Annotated in this window: 21 protein-coding genes and 1 pseudogene; 8 read left to right on the top strand and 14 right to left on the bottom strand. The window is 74.2% G+C overall.

What is annotated here, in order from left to right:
- Positions 1 to 60: 60 nt before the first annotated feature.
- The 4 genes from ACGH52_RS12150 to ACGH52_RS12135 all read right to left on the bottom strand — a co-directional run bounded on the left by ACGH52_RS12150 (position 61) and on the right by ACGH52_RS12135 (position 4,665).
- Positions 61 to 936 carry a DUF5336 domain-containing protein gene (locus ACGH52_RS12150; protein ID WP_076974115.1) on the bottom strand — a complete coding sequence of 292 codons (876 nt, stop codon included), beginning with the start codon at positions 934 to 936 and terminating at the stop codon, positions 61 to 63.
- 158 nt (positions 937 to 1,094) lie between these two features.
- Entirely contained in the window at positions 1,095 to 2,087 is a 993-nt protein-coding gene (locus ACGH52_RS12145) for an N-acetylmuramoyl-L-alanine amidase (protein ID WP_399938992.1), read from the bottom strand.
- Between the two features lie 10 nt (positions 2,088 to 2,097).
- Positions 2,098 to 2,778, bottom strand: coding sequence for a class I SAM-dependent methyltransferase (locus ACGH52_RS12140; protein WP_399938989.1), 681 nt, complete (start codon positions 2,776 to 2,778; stop codon positions 2,098 to 2,100).
- A gap of 129 nt (positions 2,779 to 2,907) precedes the next feature.
- Positions 2,908 to 4,665, bottom strand: coding sequence for an MFS transporter (locus ACGH52_RS12135; protein WP_399938986.1), 1,758 nt, complete (start codon positions 4,663 to 4,665; stop codon positions 2,908 to 2,910).
- 225 nt (positions 4,666 to 4,890) lie between these two features.
- Here ACGH52_RS12135 and ACGH52_RS12130 point away from each other — a divergent pair, with 225 nt between their 5' ends.
- Entirely contained in the window at positions 4,891 to 6,345 is a 1,455-nt protein-coding gene (locus ACGH52_RS12130; RefSeq protein WP_399938983.1) for an MFS transporter, read from the top strand.
- 302 nt (positions 6,346 to 6,647) lie between these two features.
- On the opposite strand, the gene ACGH52_RS12125 is transcribed toward ACGH52_RS12130, so the two are convergent.
- Genes ACGH52_RS12125 through ACGH52_RS12110 form a run of 4 tightly spaced genes read right to left on the bottom strand, consistent with a single transcriptional unit; the run spans position 6,648 to position 10,263 of the window.
- Positions 6,648 to 7,280 (bottom strand): response regulator transcription factor, encoded by a 633-nt coding sequence (locus ACGH52_RS12125; protein WP_210977407.1) that lies wholly within the window; start codon positions 7,278 to 7,280, stop codon positions 6,648 to 6,650.
- A gap of 55 nt (positions 7,281 to 7,335) precedes the next feature.
- Complete coding sequence (locus ACGH52_RS12120) at positions 7,336 to 8,553, bottom strand: sensor histidine kinase (protein WP_210977408.1); 1,218 nt, start codon at positions 8,551 to 8,553, stop codon at positions 7,336 to 7,338.
- A 58-nt stretch (positions 8,554 to 8,611) separates the two neighbouring features.
- The gene (locus tag ACGH52_RS12115) at positions 8,612 to 9,328 is read right to left on the bottom strand and encodes an ABC transporter permease (protein WP_076974109.1); all 717 of its coding nucleotides are present in this window, start codon (positions 9,326 to 9,328) and stop codon (positions 8,612 to 8,614) included.
- Complete coding sequence (locus ACGH52_RS12110) at positions 9,325 to 10,263, bottom strand: ABC transporter ATP-binding protein (protein ID WP_210977409.1); 939 nt, start codon at positions 10,261 to 10,263, stop codon at positions 9,325 to 9,327. The genes ACGH52_RS12115 and ACGH52_RS12110 overlap by 4 nt, the downstream gene beginning before the upstream one ends.
- 145 nt (positions 10,264 to 10,408) lie before the next feature.
- Between ACGH52_RS12110 and ACGH52_RS12105 the strand changes: the two genes are divergently transcribed.
- Positions 10,409 to 11,368 (top strand): MaoC/PaaZ C-terminal domain-containing protein, encoded by a 960-nt coding sequence (locus ACGH52_RS12105; protein WP_210977410.1) that lies wholly within the window; start codon positions 10,409 to 10,411, stop codon positions 11,366 to 11,368.
- A gap of 72 nt (positions 11,369 to 11,440) precedes the next feature.
- On the opposite strand, the gene ACGH52_RS12100 is transcribed toward ACGH52_RS12105, so the two are convergent.
- Both ACGH52_RS12100 and ACGH52_RS12095 read right to left on the bottom strand, forming a co-directional pair.
- Positions 11,441 to 11,608, bottom strand: a complete 168-nt coding sequence (locus ACGH52_RS12100; RefSeq protein WP_063124349.1) for a hypothetical protein — start codon at positions 11,606 to 11,608, stop codon at positions 11,441 to 11,443.
- A gap of 97 nt (positions 11,609 to 11,705) precedes the next feature.
- Positions 11,706 to 12,905, bottom strand: coding sequence for a hypothetical protein (locus ACGH52_RS12095; RefSeq protein WP_210977411.1), 1,200 nt, complete (start codon positions 12,903 to 12,905; stop codon positions 11,706 to 11,708).
- 209 nt (positions 12,906 to 13,114) lie between these two features.
- Here ACGH52_RS12095 and ACGH52_RS12090 point away from each other — a divergent pair, with 209 nt between their 5' ends.
- The 3 genes from ACGH52_RS12090 to ACGH52_RS12080 are packed head-to-tail and all read left to right on the top strand — an operon-like array spanning position 13,115 to position 16,303.
- The gene (locus tag ACGH52_RS12090; protein WP_059298959.1) at positions 13,115 to 13,972 is read left to right on the top strand and encodes a Nif3-like dinuclear metal center hexameric protein; all 858 of its coding nucleotides are present in this window, start codon (positions 13,115 to 13,117) and stop codon (positions 13,970 to 13,972) included.
- Positions 13,969 to 14,712 (top strand): zinc ribbon domain-containing protein, encoded by a 744-nt coding sequence (locus tag ACGH52_RS12085; protein WP_063124350.1) that lies wholly within the window; start codon positions 13,969 to 13,971, stop codon positions 14,710 to 14,712. The genes ACGH52_RS12090 and ACGH52_RS12085 overlap by 4 nt, the downstream gene beginning before the upstream one ends.
- 34 nt (positions 14,713 to 14,746) lie before the next feature.
- Complete coding sequence (locus tag ACGH52_RS12080; RefSeq protein ID WP_399938975.1) at positions 14,747 to 16,303, top strand: bifunctional RNase H/acid phosphatase; 1,557 nt, start codon at positions 14,747 to 14,749, stop codon at positions 16,301 to 16,303.
- Here the strand turns inward: ACGH52_RS12080 and eda are convergent.
- The 4 genes from eda to ACGH52_RS12060 all read right to left on the bottom strand — a co-directional run bounded on the left by eda (position 16,278) and on the right by ACGH52_RS12060 (position 19,220).
- Positions 16,278 to 16,937, bottom strand: coding sequence for a bifunctional 4-hydroxy-2-oxoglutarate aldolase/2-dehydro-3-deoxy-phosphogluconate aldolase (eda, locus tag ACGH52_RS12075; protein WP_399938972.1), 660 nt, complete (start codon positions 16,935 to 16,937; stop codon positions 16,278 to 16,280). The two genes, ACGH52_RS12080 and eda, sit on opposite strands and share 26 nt — an antisense overlap.
- A 74-nt stretch (positions 16,938 to 17,011) precedes the next feature.
- Positions 17,012 to 17,794 (bottom strand): peroxide stress protein YaaA, encoded by a 783-nt coding sequence (yaaA, locus tag ACGH52_RS12070; protein ID WP_210977256.1) that lies wholly within the window; start codon positions 17,792 to 17,794, stop codon positions 17,012 to 17,014.
- Between the two features lie 35 nt (positions 17,795 to 17,829).
- Complete coding sequence (locus ACGH52_RS12065; protein ID WP_121702340.1) at positions 17,830 to 18,462, bottom strand: hypothetical protein; 633 nt, start codon at positions 18,460 to 18,462, stop codon at positions 17,830 to 17,832.
- Positions 18,459 to 19,220 carry a MerR family transcriptional regulator gene (locus ACGH52_RS12060; protein ID WP_210977257.1) on the bottom strand — a complete coding sequence of 254 codons (762 nt, stop codon included), beginning with the start codon at positions 19,218 to 19,220 and terminating at the stop codon, positions 18,459 to 18,461. The genes ACGH52_RS12065 and ACGH52_RS12060 overlap by 4 nt, the downstream gene beginning before the upstream one ends.
- A gap of 99 nt (positions 19,221 to 19,319) precedes the next feature.
- Between ACGH52_RS12060 and ACGH52_RS12055 the strand changes: the two genes are divergently transcribed.
- From ACGH52_RS12055 to ACGH52_RS12045, 3 genes and pseudogenes are all read left to right on the top strand, one after another.
- Positions 19,320 to 19,922, top strand: coding sequence for a Uma2 family endonuclease (locus tag ACGH52_RS12055; RefSeq protein ID WP_399938968.1), 603 nt, complete (start codon positions 19,320 to 19,322; stop codon positions 19,920 to 19,922).
- A 27-nt stretch (positions 19,923 to 19,949) separates the two neighbouring features.
- The gene (locus ACGH52_RS12050; protein ID WP_210977258.1) at positions 19,950 to 20,786 is read left to right on the top strand and encodes an AraC family transcriptional regulator; all 837 of its coding nucleotides are present in this window, start codon (positions 19,950 to 19,952) and stop codon (positions 20,784 to 20,786) included.
- A 19-nt stretch (positions 20,787 to 20,805) separates the two neighbouring features.
- Positions 20,806 to 21,633: pseudogene (locus tag ACGH52_RS12045) on the top strand (DMT family transporter); the annotation flags it as partial.
- Positions 21,634 to 21,683: the final 50 nt, after the last annotated feature.

Genomic DNA, 21,683 nt, shown 5'->3' with positions numbered 1-21,683 from the left:
CCCCCACCCGGAACTCGTTCCGGACGGGGGGCCGTTGAGGTGTCGGTGGCGGCGGTGCGATCAGCCGCGCTGGATGCCCGAGGTGTCCTGGAGGACGCCGCGACGGCCGTCCTGGGTCTGCGCGACCAGGTTGGCACCGCGCTGCTCGACGGCCAGGTACCAGGTGCCCGGCGCCAGCTCGGCGATCGGCGTCGGCGAACCGTCCTCCGCGAACAGCGGACGCGGCACCGGCACGGCGAACCAGAACGGGGAGAAGTCCCCGGCCGGCTGCGCCTGCGCCTGCTGCGGCGCCTGCGGCTGACCGGGCTGGGGCTGCCCCGGCTGCGGCTGGCCGGGCTGCGGCTGGCCGCCGAAGGACGGACCGGGCTGACCCGGCTGGGGCTGACCCGGCTGGCCGCCGTACGGCTGCTGCTGGGCGCCCGGGTAGCCGTAACCACCCTGGGGCTGGCCGCCGTAGGGCTGCGGCGCGGCCGGGCGGGAGGCCGGGATCAGGGTGCCCTTGAGGGCGGGGAGCAGCGGCGTGGCCACGGCCGCGGCGGCCATGAGCAGCGTGGCGACGAGAGCGAGGATCAGACCGATCCCGGCCCCGACGTTGTCCAGGCCCCCGTCGTTGTCGAAGGCGCCCGCCGGGTCGAAGATGTTGCCGAGCGCGCACCACGCGGCGAAGACCGTGAAGGCGATGCCGAACTGGCCGAGGTCGAGACCGGCCACCTTCCTGGGCTGCGGCATGGCGCGGTTCACGACGACGAGCGCGGCGCCGATGACGCCCGCCAGGACGACACCGAGCACGACCGAGCCACTGCCCCACAGGCTGGGGATCTCGGCGCCGTCCGGCGCACCGTCGATCGAGTAGATGTCGAGGAACGACGCGATCAACAGCAACACCGCTGCTCCGATCACCACGCCGTCGCCTCGAGTGAGCGAGCGGATATTCACTTCAGGTCCTTCGTAGGTCGTGTCGTCGTCGGTAGAGGCATCGCTGTCACGACGGCGCCGAAAGGTTCCGGTGTGAAGCGCGGGGGTGGCCCCTCATCGTACGGAGGACACTATCGTCCGCACCTCGGGGCTGTCCGCAGGGATCGGGACGCCGGTCGCTACCCGCGCAGGAAACTCACGATTCCCTCAGACATCCCTTGCGCCGCCTTCTGTCGCCAGCTGCCGCTGGTCAGCAGGGCCGCGTCCGTGCCGTCGCGCATGTTGCCGCACTCGATGAACACCTTGGGAACCGTTGACAGATTGAGACCGCCCAGGTCCGTGCGCGTGACCAGACCGGTGCCGTCGCCGAGGTAGTTGGCGGGCGCGGTGCCCGTGACCCGCACGAAGCCGCCCGCGACGCGCTTGCCCAGTTCGGCGGAGGGCGCCACGATCGGGCGGGTGTCGGCGGCCCCGTCGTGCACCTGGCCCGGCAGGATCACGTGGAAGCCGCGGTTGCCGGTCCCCGACCCGTCGGCGTGGATCGAGATCGCGGCGTCCGCCTTCGCCTCGTTGCCGATCCGGGCCCGTTCGTCCACGCAGGGTCCGTACGAACGGTCGCCGTCCTGCGTCAGCTTCACGGTCGCGCCCTGCGCCTCCAGCAGGGTGCGCAGCCGGTGGGCCACGTCGAGGGTGAACTTCGCCTCGGGCCAGCCCGCGTTGGTGGCCGTGCCCGTCGTGTCGCACTCCTTCCAGTGCGTGCCGACGTTCACCTTGCGGTTGATCTCGGACGGGTGCTGGAAGTTGGCGGGGTTGTGCCCCGGGTCGATGACGACGACCTTGCCCCGGAGAGCACCGGAGCCCGCGGCGGGGGCGGACTTCGAGGCGGACGCGGACGGCTCCTCGGACGGGGGCGCGGGGGACGAACCCGCGGGCCTTTTCGCGTCGCCGCCCGCGGAGCCGGTGGCGTCGGAGGACGGAGCCGCCGACGCCCCTGCGCCCGCCGCGTGCCCGGCGTCGCCGCCGCCCCCGTCGTCCGGGCCGCCGACCGCCGCGTACACCCCCCACCCGAGCAGCGCCCCGGGCACGAGCGCGGCGACCGCCACGGTCAGCGGGCGGCGCAGACGGGAGCGGCGGGGCTGGGGAGGTTCGAAGTCCGGGCCTGTGTACGACACGTCAGCGACTCTAACCGCGCCCTCGGATGCCCACGTCCGTTCGCCGCAGGACGCGCAGCGAGTCGGTCGCGGAGACCTCGGTGAACGCGCCGGACGCCAGCGCCCTGAGGTAGACGCGGTACGGGGCCTGGCCGGTGAACTCGTCGGCCGGGTCGGGGAAGACGTCGTGGATGACCAGCAGCCCGCCGTCGGCCACGTGCGGGGCCCAGCCCTCGTAGTCGGCGTTCGCGTGCTCGTCGGTGTGGCCGCCGTCGATGAAGACGAGGCCGAGGGGGGAGTTCCAGACCGCGGCGACCTGGGGGGAGCGTCCGACCAGGGCGACCACGTGCTCCTCCAGACCCGCCCGGTGCAGGGTGCGGCGGAAGGCGGGCAGGGTGTCCATCACACCCAGTTCCGGGTCGACCGTCTCCGGGTCGTGGTACTCCCAGCCCGGCTGCTGCTCCTCGCTGCCCCGGTGGTGGTCGACGGTGAGCGCGGTGACCCCGGCCCGGCGGGCCGCGTCGGCGAGCAGGACGGTGGAGCGCCCGCAGTACGTGCCGACCTCCAGCAGCGGCAGCCCGAGCCCGCCCGCCTCCACGGCGGCGGCGTACAGCGCGCGGCCCTCGTGCGCGGGCATGAACCCCTTCGCGGCCTCGAAGGCGGCCAGGACGTCGGGGGAGGGAGCGGGGAGGGAGCCGGGGGCCGCGGTCATGGGGACCTTTCAGTGGTCGTGCGTCGTGCGTCGTGCGTTGCGCGTCGTACGGGGTGTGCCGGCGCCCCATGCTGCCGTACCCCCCGCCGCGCGATGCGACGGGGGGTACGGGGCCGGGGCGGCAGCGGGTCAGGCCGGGACCGTCTCGCCCGGCAGGGACAGGTCCAGGTCGACCGGGCGGTCGCCGCCGTGGGTGGCCGCGTGGGCGAGCGGGGCGTGGCCCGCGGCCCGGGCGGCCAGGACGTACGGGCCCCCGGCGGGCACGGCCAGTGCGTAGCTGCCGTCGCCCGCGGAGAGGGTCGCGCCCGCCTGCCGTCCGTGCCGGTCGATCAGCGTGACCTTGGCGCGCGGGACGGGGGCGCCGTCGGCGGCCAGCACCCGGCCGCGGAAGCCGTGCGGCGGCTGTCCGGCACCGGCGAGGGCCTGCTCGGCGCGGGCCAGGTTCGCGTCCTCCTCGCTGCTCGCGCGCAGTTGCGAGACCGTCGACGGCCTGCGGCTGGGGAGGAAGAAGGCCAGCACCAGGCCGACGGCGACGGCGCCCGCCGCGATCAGGAAGGAGATGCGGAAGCCGTGCAGGGTGGGGACGGCGACACCGCCCGCGTCGTTCGCCGTGTTGGCGAGGACCATGCCGATGACGGCGCTCGACACCGAGGTGCCGATGGACCGCATCAGCGTGTTGAGGCCGTTGGCGGCGCCCGTCTCCGAGGCCGGGACCGCGCCGATGATCAGCGCGGGCAGGGAGGAGTAGGCCAGGCCGATGCCCGCGCCGATCAGCACCGAGGTGAGGACGGTCTGCCAGGCGGCGCTCATCAGGCCGAGGCCGCCGGTGTAGCCGACGCCGATGATCACCAGGCCGATGATGAGCGTGGTGCGGGGGCCGTAGCGGGCGGACAGGCGGGCGTAGACCGGCGCGGTGAACATCATCGTCAGGCCCAGCGGGGCCACGCACAGGCCCGCGACGACCATGGACTGGCCGAGGCCGTAGCCGGTCTCGGAGGGCAGCTGGAGGAGTTGCGGCAGGACGAGGGAGATGACGAAGAAGGAGACGCCGACCATGATCGAGGCGAGGTTGGTGAGCAGCACCTCGCGGCGGGCGGTGGTGCGCAGGTCGACCAGCGGGGCGGCGACGCGCAGCTCCATCAGGCCCCACAGGAGCAGCACCACGACGGCGGCGGCGAGCAGGCCGAGCGTGGTGGGCGACGACCAGCCCCAGTCGCTGCCCTTGCTGATCGGCAGCAGGAAGAGGATCAGACCGGCCGACAGACCCAGCGCGCCCGGCAGGTCGAAGGAGCCCTTGGCGCGCAGCGGGGACTCCGGCACGACCAGCAGGGTCAGGACGATGGAGACGACACCGAGGCCGGCGGCGCCGTAGTACAGGGCGTGCCAGTCGGTGTGCTGGGCGACCAGGGCCGCGGCGGGCAGGGCGAGGCCGCCGCCGACGCCGATCGATGAACTCATCAGCGCCATCGCCGAGGCGAGCCGCTCCCGGGGCAGCATGTCGCGCATCAGGCCGATGCCGAGGGGTATCGCGCCCATGGCGACACCCTGGAGGGTCCGGCCGACGATCATCGGGACCAGGGCGTCGGTGAGCGCGCTGAGCAGTGCGCCGGCGACCATCACCGACAGGCTGGCGATCAGCATGCGGCGCTTTCCGAACAGGTCGCCGAGCCGGCCCATGATCGGCGTGGCCACGGCTCCGGACAGGAGCGTGGAGGTCAGGACCCAGGTGGCGTTGCTGGGTGAGGTGTCCAGAAGTCGGGGCAGGTCCTTGATGACCGGGACCAGCAGGGTCTGCATCACCGCGACGACGATGCCCGCGAACGCGAGCACCGGGACGGTGGCCCCGCTCGCTCGCCGCGCGGGCTCGTCGGTCGTCGTGTGGGACATGGGGTGGGGCCTCCAGGCCGGAGTGTGTGGATGCGGTGCGTGATCGGATACGTGCAGACTGAACCTCGTGCGCCGGGGCAACTATTCCGTTGCTTCGAGTCGCTAACGAATTCTTGACCGTCTCTTGGGGTGACCACCAGATGGCGAGTAGGTCGCGGGACCTAGGCCGGTCCGGGGCCGAAATACCGATGCAAGGGGTGCACCCGGGTTGAGACCATGACACCCATGCTGGAAGCCAGCGGTATCTCCACCGCCCCCCGAATATCGCCGCGCCGTACCCCACCCACATGGCTGGTCGTCGCGATCGCGTGTGCCGGACAGTTCCTGGTCGTCCTCGACGTGTCCGTCGTGAACGTCGCCCTGCCGTCGATGCGGACCGACCTCGGGCTGAGCGCGCAGGGGCTCCAGTGGGTGGTCAACGCCTACGCCATCGCCTTCGCCGGGTTCATGCTGCTCGGCGGACGGGCCGGTGACCTGTACGGTCGAAAGCGGATGTTCCTGGTCGGGCTGGGGCTGTTCACGCTGGCCTCGCTGGGCGGCGGTCTGGCCCAGGAGGGCTGGCAGTTGCTGCTCGCCCGGGCGGTGCAGGGCCTCGGTGCGGCGGTGCTGGCCCCCTCGACGCTGACGCTCCTGACCGCGGCGGTGCCGGAGGGCGCGGCCCGGGCCCGCGCGATCGCGACCTGGACCGCCGTGGGCGCGGGCGGCGGCGCGGCGGGCGGACTGGTGGGCGGCGTCCTGGTCGACGGGCTGTCCTGGCGCTGGGTGCTGCTGATCAACGTGCCGGTGGGCGCGGTCGTGCTGGCCGGCGCCGTGCTGTGGCTGACCGAGAGCCGGGGCGGCCTGCGCCGCCGCCTCGATCTGCCGGGAGCGCTGCTGGCGACCGCCGGTCTCGCCACGCTGGCCTACGGCATCTCGCAGACCGAGTCCGAGGGGTGGGCGGCGACCGCGACCCTGGTGCCGCTGCCGGCCGGGCTCGCGCTGCTCGGACTCTTCCTCCTCGTCGAGGCGCGGACGGCGTCCCCGCTGATGCCGCTCGGGCTGCTGCGGCTGCGGTCGGTCGCGTCGGCGAACGTGGCGATGCTGGTGTCCGGCTCGTCGATGTTCTCGATGTGGTTCTTCATGACCCTGTACGCGCAGAACGTGCTGGGCTACTCCCCGCTGGAGGCCGGCCTGGCCCTCGTGCCCAGCTCCCTGGCGGTGATCCTCGGCTCGAAGACGGCCCCGCGGTTCCTGCCGGTGCTGGGGGCCCGCAACGTGGCCGTGCTCGGCACGCTCGTCGCGGCGGTCGGCTTCGGCTGGCAGTCGACGATGACCGCGGACGGCGGCTATCTGACCGCGATCATGATCCCCGGCGTACTGATGATGCTGGGCGCGGGCCTCGCGGCGACCCCCCTGGCCTCGCTGGCCATCTCCGGCGCGGCACCCGGGGACGCCGGACTGGTCTCCGGGCTGATCAACACCTCCCGCACGATGGGCGGTTCGCTGGGACTCGCGGCCATGTCGACGATCGCGGCGAGCCGGGCCGGGGGCGAGGACACGGACCCGGCGGCCCTGACGGACGGCTACGCGCTGGTCTTCCGCACGGGGACGGGGGTCCTGCTCGCCGCGGCCGTACTCATGTGGGCATGGCTCCCGCCAGGAAGGCCGACATCCGAGCCGAAGGCCCACAACACGGCCTGACTGCACGGCTGCACCGCTGGGGCGCGAGCAGTTCGCGTCATACCTGTGCCACCGGGTTCGCTGGAGCGCCCCAAAGGGGCGCGGGGCGGTATCCATGTGCGGCTCCGCCGCGGGGCGCGACCAACCCCCACCGGCCCGCGGCCGACGAACCGCCCCCGCCTCGGCAGCCACTCCGGTCGCCCGGCGTCGCCGGTCGGTGGACCGTCCTCAAGGGGCGCGGGGCGGTATCCATGTGCGGCTCCGCCGCGGGGCGCGACCAACCCCCACCGGCCCGCGGCCGACGAACCGCCTCCGGGGACCGGTCAGAGCCACCCCTGCCGCCGCGCAGCGCGCAGCGCCTCCGCCCGGTTGCGGGTCGCCGTCTTGCCGATCGCCGCGGACAGGTAGTTGCGGACCGTCGACTCGGACAGATGCAGCACGCCGGCGATGTCGGCGACCGTCGCCCCGCCCGCCGAGGCCCGCAGGACATCGCACTCCCGCGCCGTGAGCGGGCTCGGACCCGCGCTGAGCGCGGCCGCGGCGAGCGCCGGATCGACGACCGTCTCCCCGGCCAGCACTCGGCGGATCGCCCCGGCCAGCTCCTCCACCGGACCGTCCTTGACCAGGAACCCCGCGGCGCCCGCCTCCATGGCCCGCCGCAGGTACCCGGGGCGGCCGAACGTGGTCAGGATCAGCACCCGGCAGCCGGGCACCCGCTCCCGCAGCTCGGCGGCGGCGTCCAGGCCGCTCAGCCCCGGCAGTTCGATGTCGAGGAGGGCGATGTCGGGGCGGTGCGTGAGCGCGGTGGGGACGATCTCGTCACCGGCCGCCACCTGCGCGACCACCTCGATGTCCTCCTCCATCCCGAGCAGCAGCGCCAGCGCGCCCCGCATCATGCCCTGGTCCTCGGCGAGCAGGACGCGGACGGGGTGGGCGCGGGGCGTCTCGTCGGTCACGGGGCAAGGGTAGAGGGCGGCACAGCGCGGGCCGGGGTGTCACACGGCGCGCGGGCTACACCGGTACGCCCACCGGTTTCCCCTCCGCCCGCACCGGCAGCTCCGCCGTCACCGAGAAGCCGCCCCGCGGCTCCGCCCCTGCCGTCAGCGAACCGCCCGCCGTGGCGAGGCGTTCCCGGAGCCCGGTCAGACCGGTGCCCGGCCCCTGGGGCGAGAGGGCGTCGCCCGTACCGTTGTCCGTGACCGTCAGCCGGACCCGGTCCGCGCTGCCCGCGACCGCGATCTCGCACCGGCTCGCCCCGCTGTGCCGTACGACGTTGGTGACCGCCTCCCGCACGACCCACCCCAGCAGCGCCTCGGCCTGCGGCGGCAGCGGCGGTCCCGAGCGGTGCACCACCGGGTCCACGTCCGCCGCGCTCAGCGCGGAGCGCGCCCGGTCCAGCTCGGTGCCGAGGCTGCCCTCCCGGTAACCGGTGACCGCCTCGCGGACCTCGGTCAGCGCCTGGCGGCCGACCGACTCGATGTCCGTGATCTGGGTCAGCGCCGCGGCCAGGTCGCGGGGCGCCAGCCGGCGGGCGGCCTCCGACTTGACCACGATCACCGACAGCGTGTGCCCCAGCAGGTCGTGCAGGTCCCGCGAGAACCGCAGCCGCTCCTCCGCCACCGCCCGCGTGGCCAGTTCCTCCCTGGCGGCGCGCAACTGCCGTACGGCGTCGGACAGGCTCAGGATCGCGGCCGTCACCATCGTCGACAGGAAGGTCCCGTAGGCGATGTTCAGACCCGTCCAGCCGTCCTTGACGCCCGCCACGACGCCCGCCACCAGCGCCAGCGACCAGCCCCACCGGCCCAGCCACCGGCCGCGCAGCGCCGCCCCCGCGGCCAGGCCCAGCAGCGGGAAGAACAGCAGCCAGCTGCCCCCGTACGCCAGCGCCAGACCGCAGGTCACCAGCGCCATGACGGCCAGCGCCAGCCGCGTGGACGGCGACTCGCGCAACTCCTTGTCGAAGGAACGGAAGGCGACGTAGACGTAGAGCGAGTTGAAGACGAGCAGGCCCGCGCCGCCGATCCAGGGGTTGGAGCTGTCCCCCTGGAAGATGTTCGCCAGGCTGCCCAGGCCCAGCAGCAGCCACGGCAGCAGCGTGAAGCCGGTGGGCGGCGGCCCGATCCGCTCCGGTCGCCCGCCGGTCTCGGCGGCGGGATCGGACTGCCGTGCCAGCTGCCACGCGTCCAGGCGGCACGACATCCTGCGCAGCCGCCCTCGGGTCCCGGTCATGGGTGTCGGCTCCCTTCCACTCCGGTTTCCACTCCGGCGCTCGCGTCGCTCGCGGCGCTCAGCCGGTCGCCGCGCCGCGGCGGTAGGACAGGACGGCGTACGCGCCGAAGGCCAGCAGCCATCCCGTCAGGACGAGAATGGCACCCGCGGGCGGCGCGTGCCCCGTGGCGACCGAGGTGCCCAGTTGCGCGAAGCGGTTGGTCGGGGTGTACGCCGACACCGCGCGCAGCCACTCCGGGAAGAGCGCCAGCGGGAACCACAGCCCGCCGAGCACCGCGAGACCCATGTTCGCCACCATGTTCGCCACGCCCGTGGTCTGCCCGGTCAGCCGGTAGCCGTTGCCGAGCCCCAGCAGCGTGAAGGGCACCGACCCCAGCCACAGCAGCAGCGCCAGCGCCGCCCACTGCCAGGCGTCCAGCCGTACGCCGTTGAGCAGGCCGCCCGCGGCCAGGACGGCCGTGATCGCCGGCAGCACGGTGACCGAGGCGGTCAGGGCACGGCCCACGACCACCTGGTGCGGGGGCATCGGAGTCACCCGCAACTGCCGCAGCCAGCCGATGGCACGGTCCTCGGCGACCCCGCCGCCGGTGTTGAGGGCGGAGCCGACCGCGCCGTACGCGGCCATGCCGACCATCGCGCCCGTCCTCCAGTCGCCCGGGTCGCCCCCGAGGTTGGTGAACAGCAGGTACATCAGCACCGGCAGGGCGACCCCGCCGACGACGAAGCCGGGGTCGCGCAGCGTGCGGCGCGTTTCGAGGACGAGGTAGTCCCTCATCGCACGGCCTCCTTCTCCGGCACCGGCGCCGCCGTCGTCAGGGCAAGGAACGCGTCGTCCAGGGACGCGGGCGCGACCTCCAGACCGCGTATCGCGCCGATCCGGGCGAGGGCGGTCACGGTCGCGTCGGAGTCCTCGGTGCGCAGCACCGCGCGGTCCCCGCGTACCTCCAGCGAGCGGACCCCGGGCAGCAGCGTCAGGTCCTCGGTCGGCCGTCCGGCCAGGTCGAAGGAGACCCGGCTGCCACCGGCCGCCGCCCGGCGCAGCTCGTCGCCGGTGCCGTCGGCGACGACCCGCCCCCGGTCGACGACCAGGATCCGGTCGGCGTGCGCGTCGGCCTCCTCCAGGTAGTGGGTGGAGAAGAGGACCGTGCTGCCGCGCCGGGCGTACGCCCGCATCGACCGCCAGAAGGCGTGCCGGGCCTCCACGTCCAGGGCCGCCGTCGGTTCGTCCAGGACCAGCAGGTCGGGACGGCCGGCCAGGGCGAGGGCGAACCGCACCCGCTGGGTCTGCCCGCCGGACAGCCGGTCCACGCGCCGCCCGGCCAGCTGCGCGATCCCGGCCAGCTCCAGGGCCTCCCCGACGGGCATCGGCGCCGGATAACGGCCGGCCACGAAGGAGACCAGCTCGCCCACGGTGACCCGGGGCACCGCCCGTGCCTCCTGGAGCATGGCTCCCACCCGGCCGGCCCGCACGGCACGCTCCGGGGGCCCGCCGAACAGCTCCACGGTGCCCGCGTCGGGCGGGCACAGGCCGAGCAGCAGCGCGATCGCCGTCGACTTGCCCGCGCCGTTGCGGCCGAGCAGCGCGACCGTCTCCCCGCGCTCGATGCGCAGGTCCACGCCGTCGACGGCGCGGACCGCGCCGTAGGCCTTGGCCGCCCCCGCGAAGGCGACGGCGGGGACGGCGGGGAGGGCGCCCTGTGTCGGTGTCATACCGGGTGACGCTACGGAGCGGGCGGGGACCGGCGGCAGATGCGGTTGTCCGGAGATCGAAAGGACGAATGTCACGGGCGGCCCGCGTCCCGTACGGTCGGGGCTGTCCGTGATCGTCGTCGCGACCGGGAGGAGCAGCAGGGCCATGCCCATCGACGCGGCCGGGGCACTCGGCGCCGCACCCCGGGTCCGGGAGATCGCCTGGGACCACAAGGACGTCCTGCTCTACCACCTCGGCATCGGCGCCGGCCGCCCCGCCACCGACCCGCGCGAGCTGCGCTACACCCTGGAGTCCCGGCTGCACGTCCTGCCGAGCTTCGCGACGGTGGCCGGCGGCGGCGCCCCGGGTGTGATCGGCGCGCTGTCCGTGCCCGGCGTCGACGTCGACCTCGCCCACGTCCTGCACGGCGGGCAGCGGCTGCGCCTGCACCGGCCCGTCCCGGTGCGGGGCCGGGCGAGCGCGGCCTCGCGCGTCGTCGCCGCGTACGACAAGGGCACGGCGGCCGTCCTCGTGCTGCGCACCGAGGTCACCGACGCGGCCGGGCCGCTGTGGACCGACGAGGCCGAGGTCTACGTACGCGGGGAAGGCGGCTGGGGCGGAGACCGGGGCCCGTCCGGGCGCCCCTCGCCACCGCCCGCCGGGCCACCGGACCACGTCGCCGAACATGCCCTGAGGGAGGACCAGGCGCTGCTCTACCGGCTCTCCGGCGACTGGAACCCCCTGCACGCCGACCCGGAGTTCGCCGCGCGCGCCGGTTTCGAGCGGCCCGTCCTGCACGGCCTGTGCACGTACGGCGCCACGCTCAGGACGGTCGTGGACACGCTGCTGGACGGCGACGTGTCCCGGGTGCGCGCCTACCGCACACGGTTCGCCGGGGTGGTGTACCCCGGGGAGACGCTGCGGGTGCGGATGTGGAGGCCCGTCGGGGCGGGTGGTGCGGGTGGTGCTGGTGGTGCGGGGGCGGATGGTGGCGGTGCGAGTCGTACGGGTACGAGTCGTACGGGTACGAGTCGTACCGGTGCGGGAGAGGTCCGCGTTACCGTGAGCGCCGTCGAGCGCGACGACGCGGCCGTCCTCGCCGACACGGTCGTCCGGTACGGGTGAACGACAACGGCCCCGTCCGCCGGATGCGACGAACGGGGCCGGAGCCGCTTGCGCTGGTGCTTGTCCGTGCCGTCAGGCGGCCGTCTCGGACTCCTCGGCGGGCTTGCGGTGGCGGCCCCTGGGAGTCACCACGCCCTCCTGGCTGGAGACCGGTCCGCGGTGCTTGCCGTGGCCGGTGTCGGTCTCGGAAACGTCGGCACCGGCGGCCTGCTTCGGCTGGGTCGTGCTGGTGTCGTTCATCGGAAGGAATTCACCCCGTCAACATGATCTTTCCTACAGCCGGGCGAGTCTAACCGGCACACCTCGGGCCGAATCCAGGCGGCGGCACCAACCGGCACTACTTCGTTACAAGCCGTGCCAGCGGGGCCTGTTGCAGGGGTACGGGGCGGGGCTGAGCGGGGGCGGGAGCGGGCGTCGGGGGGTCCGTCGCACCCGGTTCGCCGGGTTCACCCGGAGTCGATTCCTCCGCATCCGCCGCGTCCTGCACGTCCGTGGCGCCCTCCGCGTCGGGTGCGGCCAGCCGGGCCACGCCGCACGGCGACTGCGGTGTGGAGCACGGCAGCCGCAGCTCCCCGTCCGGGGTCCACAACCCGGCGCCCGTCAACCACCCCTCGGGCGCCGGAAGATGCCGTACGTGCCGCTCGGCGGGCCGCCAGACCCCGACCCAGCTGCCGAACGCGCCGTCCACCCGCAGGGCCACCGCGCAGCGTTCCGGAGTCAGCACCTGCCCCGGCTGGACGGCGAACGGCGTCACCACGCACTCCGGCAGCCGCAGGCACTCCGGGAAGCGCACCGGCAGCGTGCTGCCCAGCACACCCCAGCCGAGCCGCTCCCGCCCCGGCGAGGGGGCGTCCGAGCCGATCAGCACCAGCCCGCTGTCGGGGTCGGCCAGCAGGAGCCGGTCGTCGCTGTCCGCCGCGATCTGCAGCAGCGGCGACACCTCGCCGCCCCGCTCCAGGTCCACCACGACCGCCTTGACGCGCCCGCCGGTCTCCCGGTCCACCGCCAGCATCCGGCCGGTGCGGTCCAGCCAGACCCCGCCCGCGCACCGGCCGGGGATCTCGGCCACCCGCTCGGGCCCGAAGGCCCCGCCCGCGACCTGCCACAGCACCGTCGAGCGCGGACCGGCCGCGAGGGCGTACGCCCGCTCGCCGCCCGGGACCGGCGGCAGCAGCCGCAGCCCGGGGCCGTCCGCCGGGCACTCGACCGCGCCGAGCGGCAGCTCGCCGGTGCCGGGCCCGGTCGGGTACAGCAGCGCGAAGACGTGCCGGCCGGCCGCGACCCGGTGGACCAGGACCCGCCCGTCGCCCATCGGCTGCACCTCGGTGCCGGGCTCCTCCGGCTGGTTGCCCGGCAGCGGCACCGCGTACGGCTCGGGGCCGTCCAGGGTCCAGCGCTCCGGGAACCACGCGTCGCCGCCCTCCCCGCTCCGGGCGAGACGCGCCGCGTAGGCACCCTCCGCGGTGATGCTGCAGCCCGCCCGCGGGCCCCCGCCGTTCCCGGGGTCCGCCGAAGGCTCGATCGCACAGGCCGTCATCGTTCGGTCACCTCCGGCGACGAAGTTAGTTTTCGTACGCACGGGCGGGGGACCGGCAGTCGTCCCCATCACACATACGTGTGTCACAGGAACGATTCGCCTGAGGGAAGGGCACGGCGTGTGCTGTGCCGGAGGGGACGGCCGCGGCGGCGGACGGTGTGCGCATCGGCGGGTACAACGGCACAGAACCTCCAGGTAGCCTTGCACGCGTGCCCCGTCTGTCAGAAGTCATCGCCGCGCTGGACAACCTGTGGCCCGCCGAGCGGGCCGAGTCCTGGGACGCGGTCGGCACCGTCGTGGGCGAGCCCGGCCAGGAGGTCTCCCGCGTCCTGTTCGCCGTGGACCCCGTCCAGGAGATCGTCGACGAGGCCGTGCAGCTCGGCGCCGACCTGCTCGTCACCCACCACCCGCTGTACCTGCGCGGGACGACGACGGTCGCGGCGTCCACCTTCAAGGGCCGCGTGGTGCACACGCTCATCAAGAACGACATCGCCCTGCACGTCGCCCACACCAACGCCGACACCGCCGACCCGGGCGTCTCCGACGCGCTGGCCGGCGCCCTCGACCTGAACGTCGTACGGCCCCTGGTGCCGGACCCGAGCGACCCCGCGGGGCGCCGCGGCCTGGGCAGGGTGTGCGAGGTGCAGCATCCGCTGACCGTCCGCGAGCTGGCCGCCCGCGCCGCAGAGCGGCTGCCCGCCACGGCGCAGGGCATCCGCGTCGCGGGCGACCCGGAGGCGACCGTGCGCACCGTCGCCGTCAGCGGCGGCTCCGGCGACAGCCTCTTCGACCACGTACGGGCGGCCGGCGTCGACGCCTTCCTCACCGCGGACCTGCGCCACCACCCGGTCTCGGAGGCCCGCGCCCACAGTCCCCTCGCGCTGCTCGACGCGGCGCACTGGGCCACCGAGTGGCCCTGGTGCGAGCTGGGCGCGGCCCAGCTCGACGAGATCTCCGACCGCAACGGCTGGGACCTCAGGGTCCACGTCTCGAAGACGGTCACCGACCCGTGGACCGCCCAGGTGGCGTCCGCCCCGACCTCTAACGCAATGGGAGCCCCCAACTGAAAGCCGCGCCCGCCGACCAGAACCGACTCCTCGACGTCCAGGGCCTCGACACGCGTCTCCAGCAGCTCGCGCACAAGCGCCGGTCCCTGCCCGAGCACGCCGAGATCGAGTCGCTGACCAAGGACCACACCCAGCTGCGCGACCTGCTCGTGGCCGCGCAGACCGAGGAGAGCGACTGCGCCCGCGAGCAGACCAAGGCCGAGCAGGACGTGGACCAGGTGCGCCAGCGCGCCGGCCGCGACCAGCAGCGCCTGGACTCCGGCGCCGTCACCTCCCCGAAGGACCTGGAGAACCTCCAGCGCGAGATCGCCTCCCTCGCCAAGCGCCAGGGCGACCTCGAGGACGTCGTCCTGGAGGTGATGGAGCGCCGCGAGTCCGCGCAGGAGCGGGTCGCCGAGCTGACCGAGCGGGTCGGCGCGGTGCAGGGCAAGATCGACGACGCCACCGCGCGCCGTGACGCGGCCGTCGAGGAGCTGGACGGCGAGATGACCTCGGTGACCAAGGAGCGCGAGGTCATCGCGGGCTCCGTCCCCGAGGACCTGCTGAAGCTCTACGACAAGCTGCGCGAGCAGCAGGGCGGCGTCGGTGCGGCCAAGCTGTACCAGCGCAGCTGCCAGGGGTGCCGTCAGGAGCTGGCCATCACCGAGCTGAGCGAGATCCGCGCGGCGGCGCCTGACACGGTCGTACGCTGCGAGAACTGCCGCCGCATCCTGGTGCGCACGGCGGACTCCGGGCTCTAGGGGGCCGGTCGGTGGCTGATCGGCGGGAGACGCGGTGACCGGTCCGGCGCGGGAGTTCGTCGTCGAGGCCGACGGCGGGTCACGGGGCAACCCGGGGCCCGCGGGCTACGGCGCGGTGGTGCTGGACGCGGCGACGGGGGAGACCCTGGTGGAGGCCGCGGAGTACCTCGGGGTCGTCACGAACAACGTCGCCGAGTACCGGGGCCTGCTGGCCGGCCTGCGCGCGGCGAGGGAACTGGACCCGGACGCCACCGTTCATGTCCGCATGGACTCCAAGCTCGTCGTCGAGCAGATGTCGGGCCGCTGGAAGATCAAGCACCCGGACATGAAACCCCTGGCGACCGAGGCGTCCCGCGTCTTCCCACCGGGGCGCGTGACGTACGAGTGGATCCCCCGCGCGCACAACAAGCACGCCGACCGCCTGGCCAACGAGGCGATGGACGCGGGCGCACGCGGCGAACAGTGGTCGCCGTCGGCGTCGACGGCGGACCTGGACACGGGCGGTACCGCCGACCGCGCCGCACGTGCCGGGGAGGCCGGGGCAGGGGCCCGGGACGGTGCCGGTGCGCGGGCCGTGGTGGGCGGTGATGCGCGGGGCGCTGCCGGTGGTCGTGCGGCCGGGGGCCGCCGTAGCGGAGACGAGTCGGCCGCGGGCGAGCGGCTCGCGCAGGCGGCCCGGACCGGCGCGGAGACCGTGGCGCCGGGCGCGGTGGCTCGCCCCTCTGCAGCAGGCAGCACCGCCGGGACTCCGTCCGCCGACGGCACTGCCGGGACTTCGGCCACCGGCGGCGCTGCCGGGACTTCGGCCACCGGCGGCGCTGCCGACCGCGCTGCCGGGACTTCGGCCACCGACAGCGCTGCCGGGACTTCGGCCACCGGCGGCGCTGCCGGGACCTCGGCCGCCGCTGACGCCGATGTGCGGGCCGCGAAGGCCGTGGCCTCGCCCGGCTGGGGACCCCCCGACATGGGCGCGCCGGCCACCTTCGTCCTCCTGCGGCACGGGGAGACGCCCCTTACCCCGCAGAAGCGGTTCTCCGGGAGCGGCGGCAGCGATCCGTCCCTGTCACCCGTCGGCCGCGAGCAGGCCGAGAAGGTCGCCGAGAGCCTCGCCCGGCGCGGCACGATCGAGGCCATCGTCGCCTCGCCCCTGGCCCGCACCCGCGAGACCGCCGGCATCGTCGCCGCCCGCCTGGGGCTGGAGGTGACGGTCGAGGAGGGGCTGCGCGAGACCGACTTCGGCGCGTGGGAAGGGCTCACCTTCGGCGAGGTGCGCGAACGGTACCCCGCCGACCTGGACGCCTGGCTGGCCTCGCCGGACGCGGAACCGACCGGCGGCGGCGAGAGCTTCGCGGCCACCGGCGCCCGGATCGCCGCCACCCGCGACAAGCTCGTCGCGGCGTACGCGGGCCGCACGGTGCTGCTGGTCTCCCACGTCACGCCGATCAAGACGTTCCTGCGACTCGCCCTGGGCGCCCCGCCCGAGTCGCTGTTCCGGATGGAGCTGTCGGCGGCGTCGCTGTCGGCGGTGGCGTACTACGCGGACGGCGGCGCCAGTGTCCGCCTGTTCAACGAGACGTCCCACCTGCGCTGAGCGCCGCCGCCTCGCGGGCCAGCCCCTCCACGCGCCCCCAGTCCCGGCCGGCCACCGCGTCCTTGGGCAGCATCCAACTACCCCCGACGCAGCCGACGTTGGGCAGCGCAAGGTACTCCGGCGCGGAGGCCGCGGAGATGCCGCCGGTCGGGCAGAAGCGGGCCTGCGGCAGCGGCGCGGCGAGCGCCTTGAGATAGGCGGTGCCGCCCGCGGCCTCGGCCGGGAAGAACTTCATCTCCCGCACCCCGCGCTCCAGCAGCGCCACCACCTCCGACGTGGTCGACACCCCCGGCAGGAACGGCACTCCGGACGCCCGCATAGCCTCCAGCAGCGCGTCCGTCCACCCCGGGCTGACCAGGAACCGCGCCCCGGCCGCCACGACCTCCGCGACCTGCTCCGCCGTGATGACCGTGCCCGCGCCGACCACCGCGCCCGGCACCTCGTCCGCGATGGCCCTGATCGCGTCGAGGGCGACCGGCGTCCGCAGGGTCACCTCGATCGCGGGCAGCCCACCGGCGACGAGCGCCCTGGCGAGCGGCACGGCGTCGGCGAGATCGTCGACGACCACGACGGGCACGACGGGCGCGAGATCCAGCACCGAGGCGGCGGGGGAGGAGGGCAGCGGAGAATTCATGCCCTCATCGTGCCGCCGAAAAACACTCCCTGCAATCGCCGTTGCATTCTGCGCAACAGAAGCGGGTGGGCGGATCAATGCACCTCGTCCACCAGCACGTCCAGCGACCACGGCCGCCCGGCCTTCCCGGGCGCCGCCGCCTCCACCTCGTACCCCAGGTCCCGCAAGGCCTCCACCAGCTCCGCCGGTCCCGCGGGCGCGGTCCCGGACGCTAGCAGACTCCGTACGATCCGCCCCTTGGTCGCCTTGTTGAAGTGGCTGACCACCTTCCGGGTCGGCGCGTGCAGCACCCGCACGGTCGCCGTCCGCGAGGCGACCTCGCCCTTCGGCTTCCACGCCGCCGCGTACGCCGCCGAACGCAGGTCGAGCACCAGCCCGTTCCCGGCCGCCTCCGGCAGCACCTCGGCCATCGGCGCCCGCCAGTGCGCACCCAGTGCCCCGAGTCCGGGCAGCTTCACGCCCATCGAGCACCGGTAGGAGGGAATCCGGTCGGTCACCCGCACGGCACCCCACAACCCCGAGAACACCAGCAGCGACCTGGCGGCCCGCCGCTTGGCGGCGGCGTCCAGCGAGGCCAGGTCCAAGGCGTCGTACAGCACACCGGTGTAGATCTCCCCGGCCGGACGCGCACCCGCCGTCAGCAGCTCCACGTTCTTGGCGACCTCGCCGCGCAGGCCCTCGCTCAGCCCGAGCACCTCGCGCGCCTTCTCCTCGTCGCCGGCACACAGCTCCACCAGCTCGGCGAGGACGGCCTCCCGGGCCGCGGTGAGGCCCGGCAGGGACAGCGACCCGGTCTTCAACGGGGTGCCCCGGCCGGACGCGGCCTTCCCCTCGGACGGCGGCAGCAGGACAAGCACACGTACTCCTTCACTCGCGAGCCCCAGGCTCCCGATCAGGGTACGGCGTAGCCCTCCCGTGCCTGCTCGACGGCCCGTACGAGCGCCCCGGGGTCGTCGGCGTGACACCGCACCACGCGGACCTCGCGCCGCCGCCCGAAGAAGGAGACGTGGGCGACCGGCTCGGCGAGTTCGACGGTGACGGAGGTCTGGGACCCCACGGCGAGGTCCAGCTCCCCGTCCGTCCGCTCGTGCGTCGCCCGCAGCTCACGCCGGACGGAGGCGATCCGCTCCAGCGGTATCCGTACGTCGACGTGGACGGCCCGCCGGATCCGCAGCGTCCCGGCGGTCGGGTCCAGGACGTGCGGCCGGACCACGGACGCGGCGTGCAGCCCGATCACGATCACGACCGTGTACACGTCCAGCAGCAGCACCACGTGGTGCACGGCGGGCCAGTCCCGCAGCAGCACGGACATCATCACGGACTCGACGACACACACGAACGCGAACCCGGCCATCATCGCGCCCTGCCCGCGCGCGTACCCGAAGACCGACCCGCCGGCCACCGCCCCGTGGATCCGCCGGACCGCCCACAGCCACAGACTGGCCAGCAACCGCAGCTCGTGCCGGATCAGGAGGCGCGGGAGCGCGACGAGGGACCGGCCCGGACCCGGACCCTGGCCCGTCATGACCGCCGCTCCCGCGACACGAGGGCGAGCGCCTGCCGCACCGCCTCCGCCTGCCCCGGCGCGAAGTCGGCGTACATGGCGCGCAGCACGCCGTGGTCGGAATCGAGGTCGACGCCCTCCGCGGGCAGCAGCTCCGCCGGGATGCAGTCGGCGAGCGCCCGCGCGGCCCCGGCCACCCGGGGATCGTCGGCTCCGGCGTCCGCCAGCTCGTCCAGCAGGGCGTACGCCTGGTGGGCGCGCGCCACCGCCTCCGGCGACTCGAACGCACCGCGCAACGTGGCCAGCATCCCCTCCCGCTCCTCCGGTCCCACCGCGCCCTCCATGAATGCCAGCATCTCCCGGTCCCGCAGGGCCATCGGCGAACCGGACACGTCCCCCATCCCGGCGAACAACCCGGCCAGCTCCGGCGAGACCGGCCCCTCGGCCGGCAGCCCGCCCTCCGTCTCCAGCAGCGCCCGCAGCCGCGCCCGGCGGTCCCGGATCGCCGCCTCCTGCCGCGCGAGATCCGCGTCCAGTTCCTCCAGCACCTCGGCAAGATCCTTCCCGGCCTCGTCCGCGAGCACGTCCCGCACCTCCGCGAGCCCGAGCCCCAACTCGGTCAGCCGCCGGATCCGGGCCAGCACGACGACGTGCCGCAGCGTGTACGTCCGATACCCGTTGGCCAGCCGCTCCGGCTCGGGCAACAGGCCCTGGTGGTGGTAATGCCGCACGGTCCGCGTGGTGACGCCGACGGCGTCGGCGAGTTCTCCGATCCGCATGGCTCCAGTAGAAACGTTGACGCTGCGACAGGGTCAAGCGGACACGATCGAGGGAACGGAGTCCCCGCTCACGGACAACGGTGGGGTGATCGCGCCACCATGGCCGACGAGGAACGAAGGGAATGCACCTTGGCGACGACGCATGACCCGATCTCCCTGCAGCTGCTCCTGGAGTGGTTCGTCGAGCTGGAAGCTCCTATGGGCTTCCGGGCGGAACTCATTGAGGGCGAGTTCGTCCTCACACCGCCGCCGGACGGAGATCATGAACACTGCGTCGGCCGAATCGTGAGCCAGGTGTACAGGCGATCGCGAGTCGACATGCAGTTCTCCGCGCGCAAGGGCCTGACCTTGAGGAACGCGGCGGGACAGCCCTTGGACCATGTGATCCCGGACGGCACCTTCGTCTCCCGTGAGCTTCGGCTGTTCCGCGGGGCACCGCCCCGGATGCCGTGCGAGGGCGTAACCCTGGTGCTGGAGGTGGCGTCCCCGCGCCGACGGTCCGACCGGGAGACCAAAGTCCGTGCCTACGCCCGCGGAGGCATTCCCCTCTACCTCCTCGTCGACCGCGACGAGTCCTCCATCACGCTGTTCAGCACGCCGGAGAAGGACGACTACCGAGAGCACTGCACCCGCCCCTTGGGCAAGTCACTCACGCTCCCCGCCCCCTTCTCCTTCGACCTGGACACCGCCGACTTCCTCTGATCCCGTAGGGGCCGGGGGTGGGCAGCGGTGGACGCACGGGGTGAACAGGCACGCTGGACCAGGGCACGGCTGGGGACGGCCGGACCGTCCCTCGATCTCCTCACCGCCCGCTTCGACCGGCACGTCTACGCCCCGCACGCCCACGACGAGTACACCGTCGGCGTCACCGTCGGCGGCCTGGAGGTCATCGCCTACCGGGGCGGTCACATCCACTCCGGGCCGGGCTCCATCGTCGTCCTGGAGCCGGGCGAGGTGCACACCGGCGGCCCCGCCGCCCCGGACGGCTACTCGTACCGCGCCCTGTACGCGGCCCCGCACCTCCTCACCGACGGCACCCGGACGACCACCGCCCTCCCGCACTTCCGCGAGCCCGTCCTCGACGATCCCGAACTCGCCGCCGCCCTGCGCGCCGCGCACACGGACCTGGCCCGCTGCCCCGACCCCCTGGAGGCGGAGTCCCGCCTGCCCTGGCTGCTCACGGCGCTCGCCCGCCGCCACTCCACGGCCCGCGCGGCCGACGACACGGTCCCCGGCGCGGACCGCGTCGCCCGCCTCGTACGCGACCGCCTCGCCGACGAACTCCTCGCCCCGCCGTCCCTGGCGGCCCTCGCCACCGACCTCGGCCTGTCCCGCTACCAACTCCTGCGGGCCTTCCGTACGGCGACGGGCATGCCGCCGTACGCCTGGCTAGCCCAGCACCGGGTGGCCAGGGCGCGCGGACTCCTGGACGCGGGACTGCGCCCCGCCGAGGTGGCGGCGCTGGTGGGCTTCGCCGACCAGGCCCACCTGACCCGCTGGTTCCGGCGGGTCCTCGGGGTGACCCCGGCGGCGTACCGCAACAGCGTTCAAGACCGCGCGGGGTGAGACGGCCGAGACTCACCGCATGACTGCACGCGGCTGGTTCCTGTTCTCCCTGATGGGAGTGGTCTGGGGCGTCCCCTACCTGATGATCAAGGTGGCGGTGGACGAGGTGTCCCCGTCCGGAGTGGTGTTCACGCGCTGCGCGCTCGGCGCGGCACTCCTGCTCCCCTTCGCCCTGCGCAAGGGAGACCTCTTCGGCACCGTACGGAGCCACTGGAGGCCGATGCTGGCCTTCGCCGTGATCGAGATCATCGGCCCCTGGTGGACCCTGACGGACGCCGAACGCCACCTGTCCAGCTCCACCGCCGGGCTGCTGATCGCGGGCGTGCCGATCGTCGGCGTGCTCCTGGCCCGCTTCTTCGGCGCCGAGGAACGGGTCGGCGCCCGCCGCGTCACCGGACTCGGCCTGGGCCTCGGGGGCGTCGCCGTCCTCACGGTGCCGCACCTCACCGGCGGTGACGCGCGCTCGCTGGCCGAGGTGCTGGTGACGGTCGTCGGCTACGCCACCGCGCCCCTCATAGCCGCCCGCCACCTCAAGAACGTCCCCACCCTCCACCTCATCACCCCCTGCCTCACCCTGGCCGCCATCGTCTACGCTCCCGCGGCTTTCCTGACCCGGCCCACCAGCCTCCCCTCCGGCGAGGCCCTGGCAGCCCTGGCCGGCCTCGGCCTCGTCTGCACCGCGATCGCCTTCGTGGCCTTCCTGGAGCTGATCAAGGAGGTCGGCCCGGTCCGGGCCGGCGTCATCACCTACGTCAACCCGGCGGTCGCCGTCGCCGCGGGCGCGCTCGTCCTGGACGAGGACCTCACCCTCGGCATCGCCGTCGCCTTCACCCTCATCCTCATCGGCTCGGTCCTCGCGACGGCCGCCGCCGGTCCGGGGCGGGAGGTCCGCCGGGT

Origin of the sequence: Streptomyces sp. BBFR25 (genome assembly GCF_044590125.1) — a bacterium.
GTDB classification, from domain to species: domain Bacteria; phylum Actinomycetota; class Actinomycetes; order Streptomycetales; family Streptomycetaceae; genus Streptomyces; species Streptomyces canus_D.
The sequence above is the reverse complement of the archived record's forward strand: the minus strand, read 5'-3'. Positions and strand labels throughout refer to the sequence as shown.

Excerpts from the sequence above, each read along its gene's own strand:
- ACGH52_RS12100 (WP_063124349.1), bottom strand. The coding sequence starts at position 11,608 with ATGAACGACACCAGCACGACCCAGCCGAAGCAGGCCGCCGGTGCCGAC.
- ACGH52_RS12055 (WP_399938968.1), top strand. The coding sequence starts at position 19,320 with ATGGCCGACGAGGAACGAAGGGAATGCACCTTGGCGACGACGCATGAC.
- ACGH52_RS12065 (WP_121702340.1), bottom strand. The coding sequence starts at position 18,462 with ATGACGGGCCAGGGTCCGGGTCCGGGCCGGTCCCTCGTCGCGCTCCCG.
- ACGH52_RS12120 (WP_210977408.1), bottom strand. The coding sequence starts at position 8,553 with ATGACCGGGACCCGAGGGCGGCTGCGCAGGATGTCGTGCCGCCTGGAC.
- ACGH52_RS12095 (WP_210977411.1), bottom strand. The coding sequence starts at position 12,905 with ATGACGGCCTGTGCGATCGAGCCTTCGGCGGACCCCGGGAACGGCGGG.
- ACGH52_RS12135 (WP_399938986.1), bottom strand. The coding sequence starts at position 4,665 with ATGTCCCACACGACGACCGACGAGCCCGCGCGGCGAGCGAGCGGGGCC.
- ACGH52_RS12110 (WP_210977409.1), bottom strand. The coding sequence starts at position 10,263 with ATGACACCGACACAGGGCGCCCTCCCCGCCGTCCCCGCCGTCGCCTTC.
- ACGH52_RS12105 (WP_210977410.1), top strand. The coding sequence starts at position 10,409 with ATGCCCATCGACGCGGCCGGGGCACTCGGCGCCGCACCCCGGGTCCGG.
- ACGH52_RS12130 (WP_399938983.1), top strand. The coding sequence starts at position 4,891 with ATGCTGGAAGCCAGCGGTATCTCCACCGCCCCCCGAATATCGCCGCGC.
- ACGH52_RS12060 (WP_210977257.1), bottom strand. The coding sequence starts at position 19,220 with ATGCGGATCGGAGAACTCGCCGACGCCGTCGGCGTCACCACGCGGACC.
- eda (WP_399938972.1), bottom strand. The coding sequence starts at position 16,937 with ATGAATTCTCCGCTGCCCTCCTCCCCCGCCGCCTCGGTGCTGGATCTC.
- ACGH52_RS12140 (WP_399938989.1), bottom strand. The coding sequence starts at position 2,778 with ATGACCGCGGCCCCCGGCTCCCTCCCCGCTCCCTCCCCCGACGTCCTG.
- ACGH52_RS12115 (WP_076974109.1), bottom strand. The coding sequence starts at position 9,328 with ATGAGGGACTACCTCGTCCTCGAAACGCGCCGCACGCTGCGCGACCCC.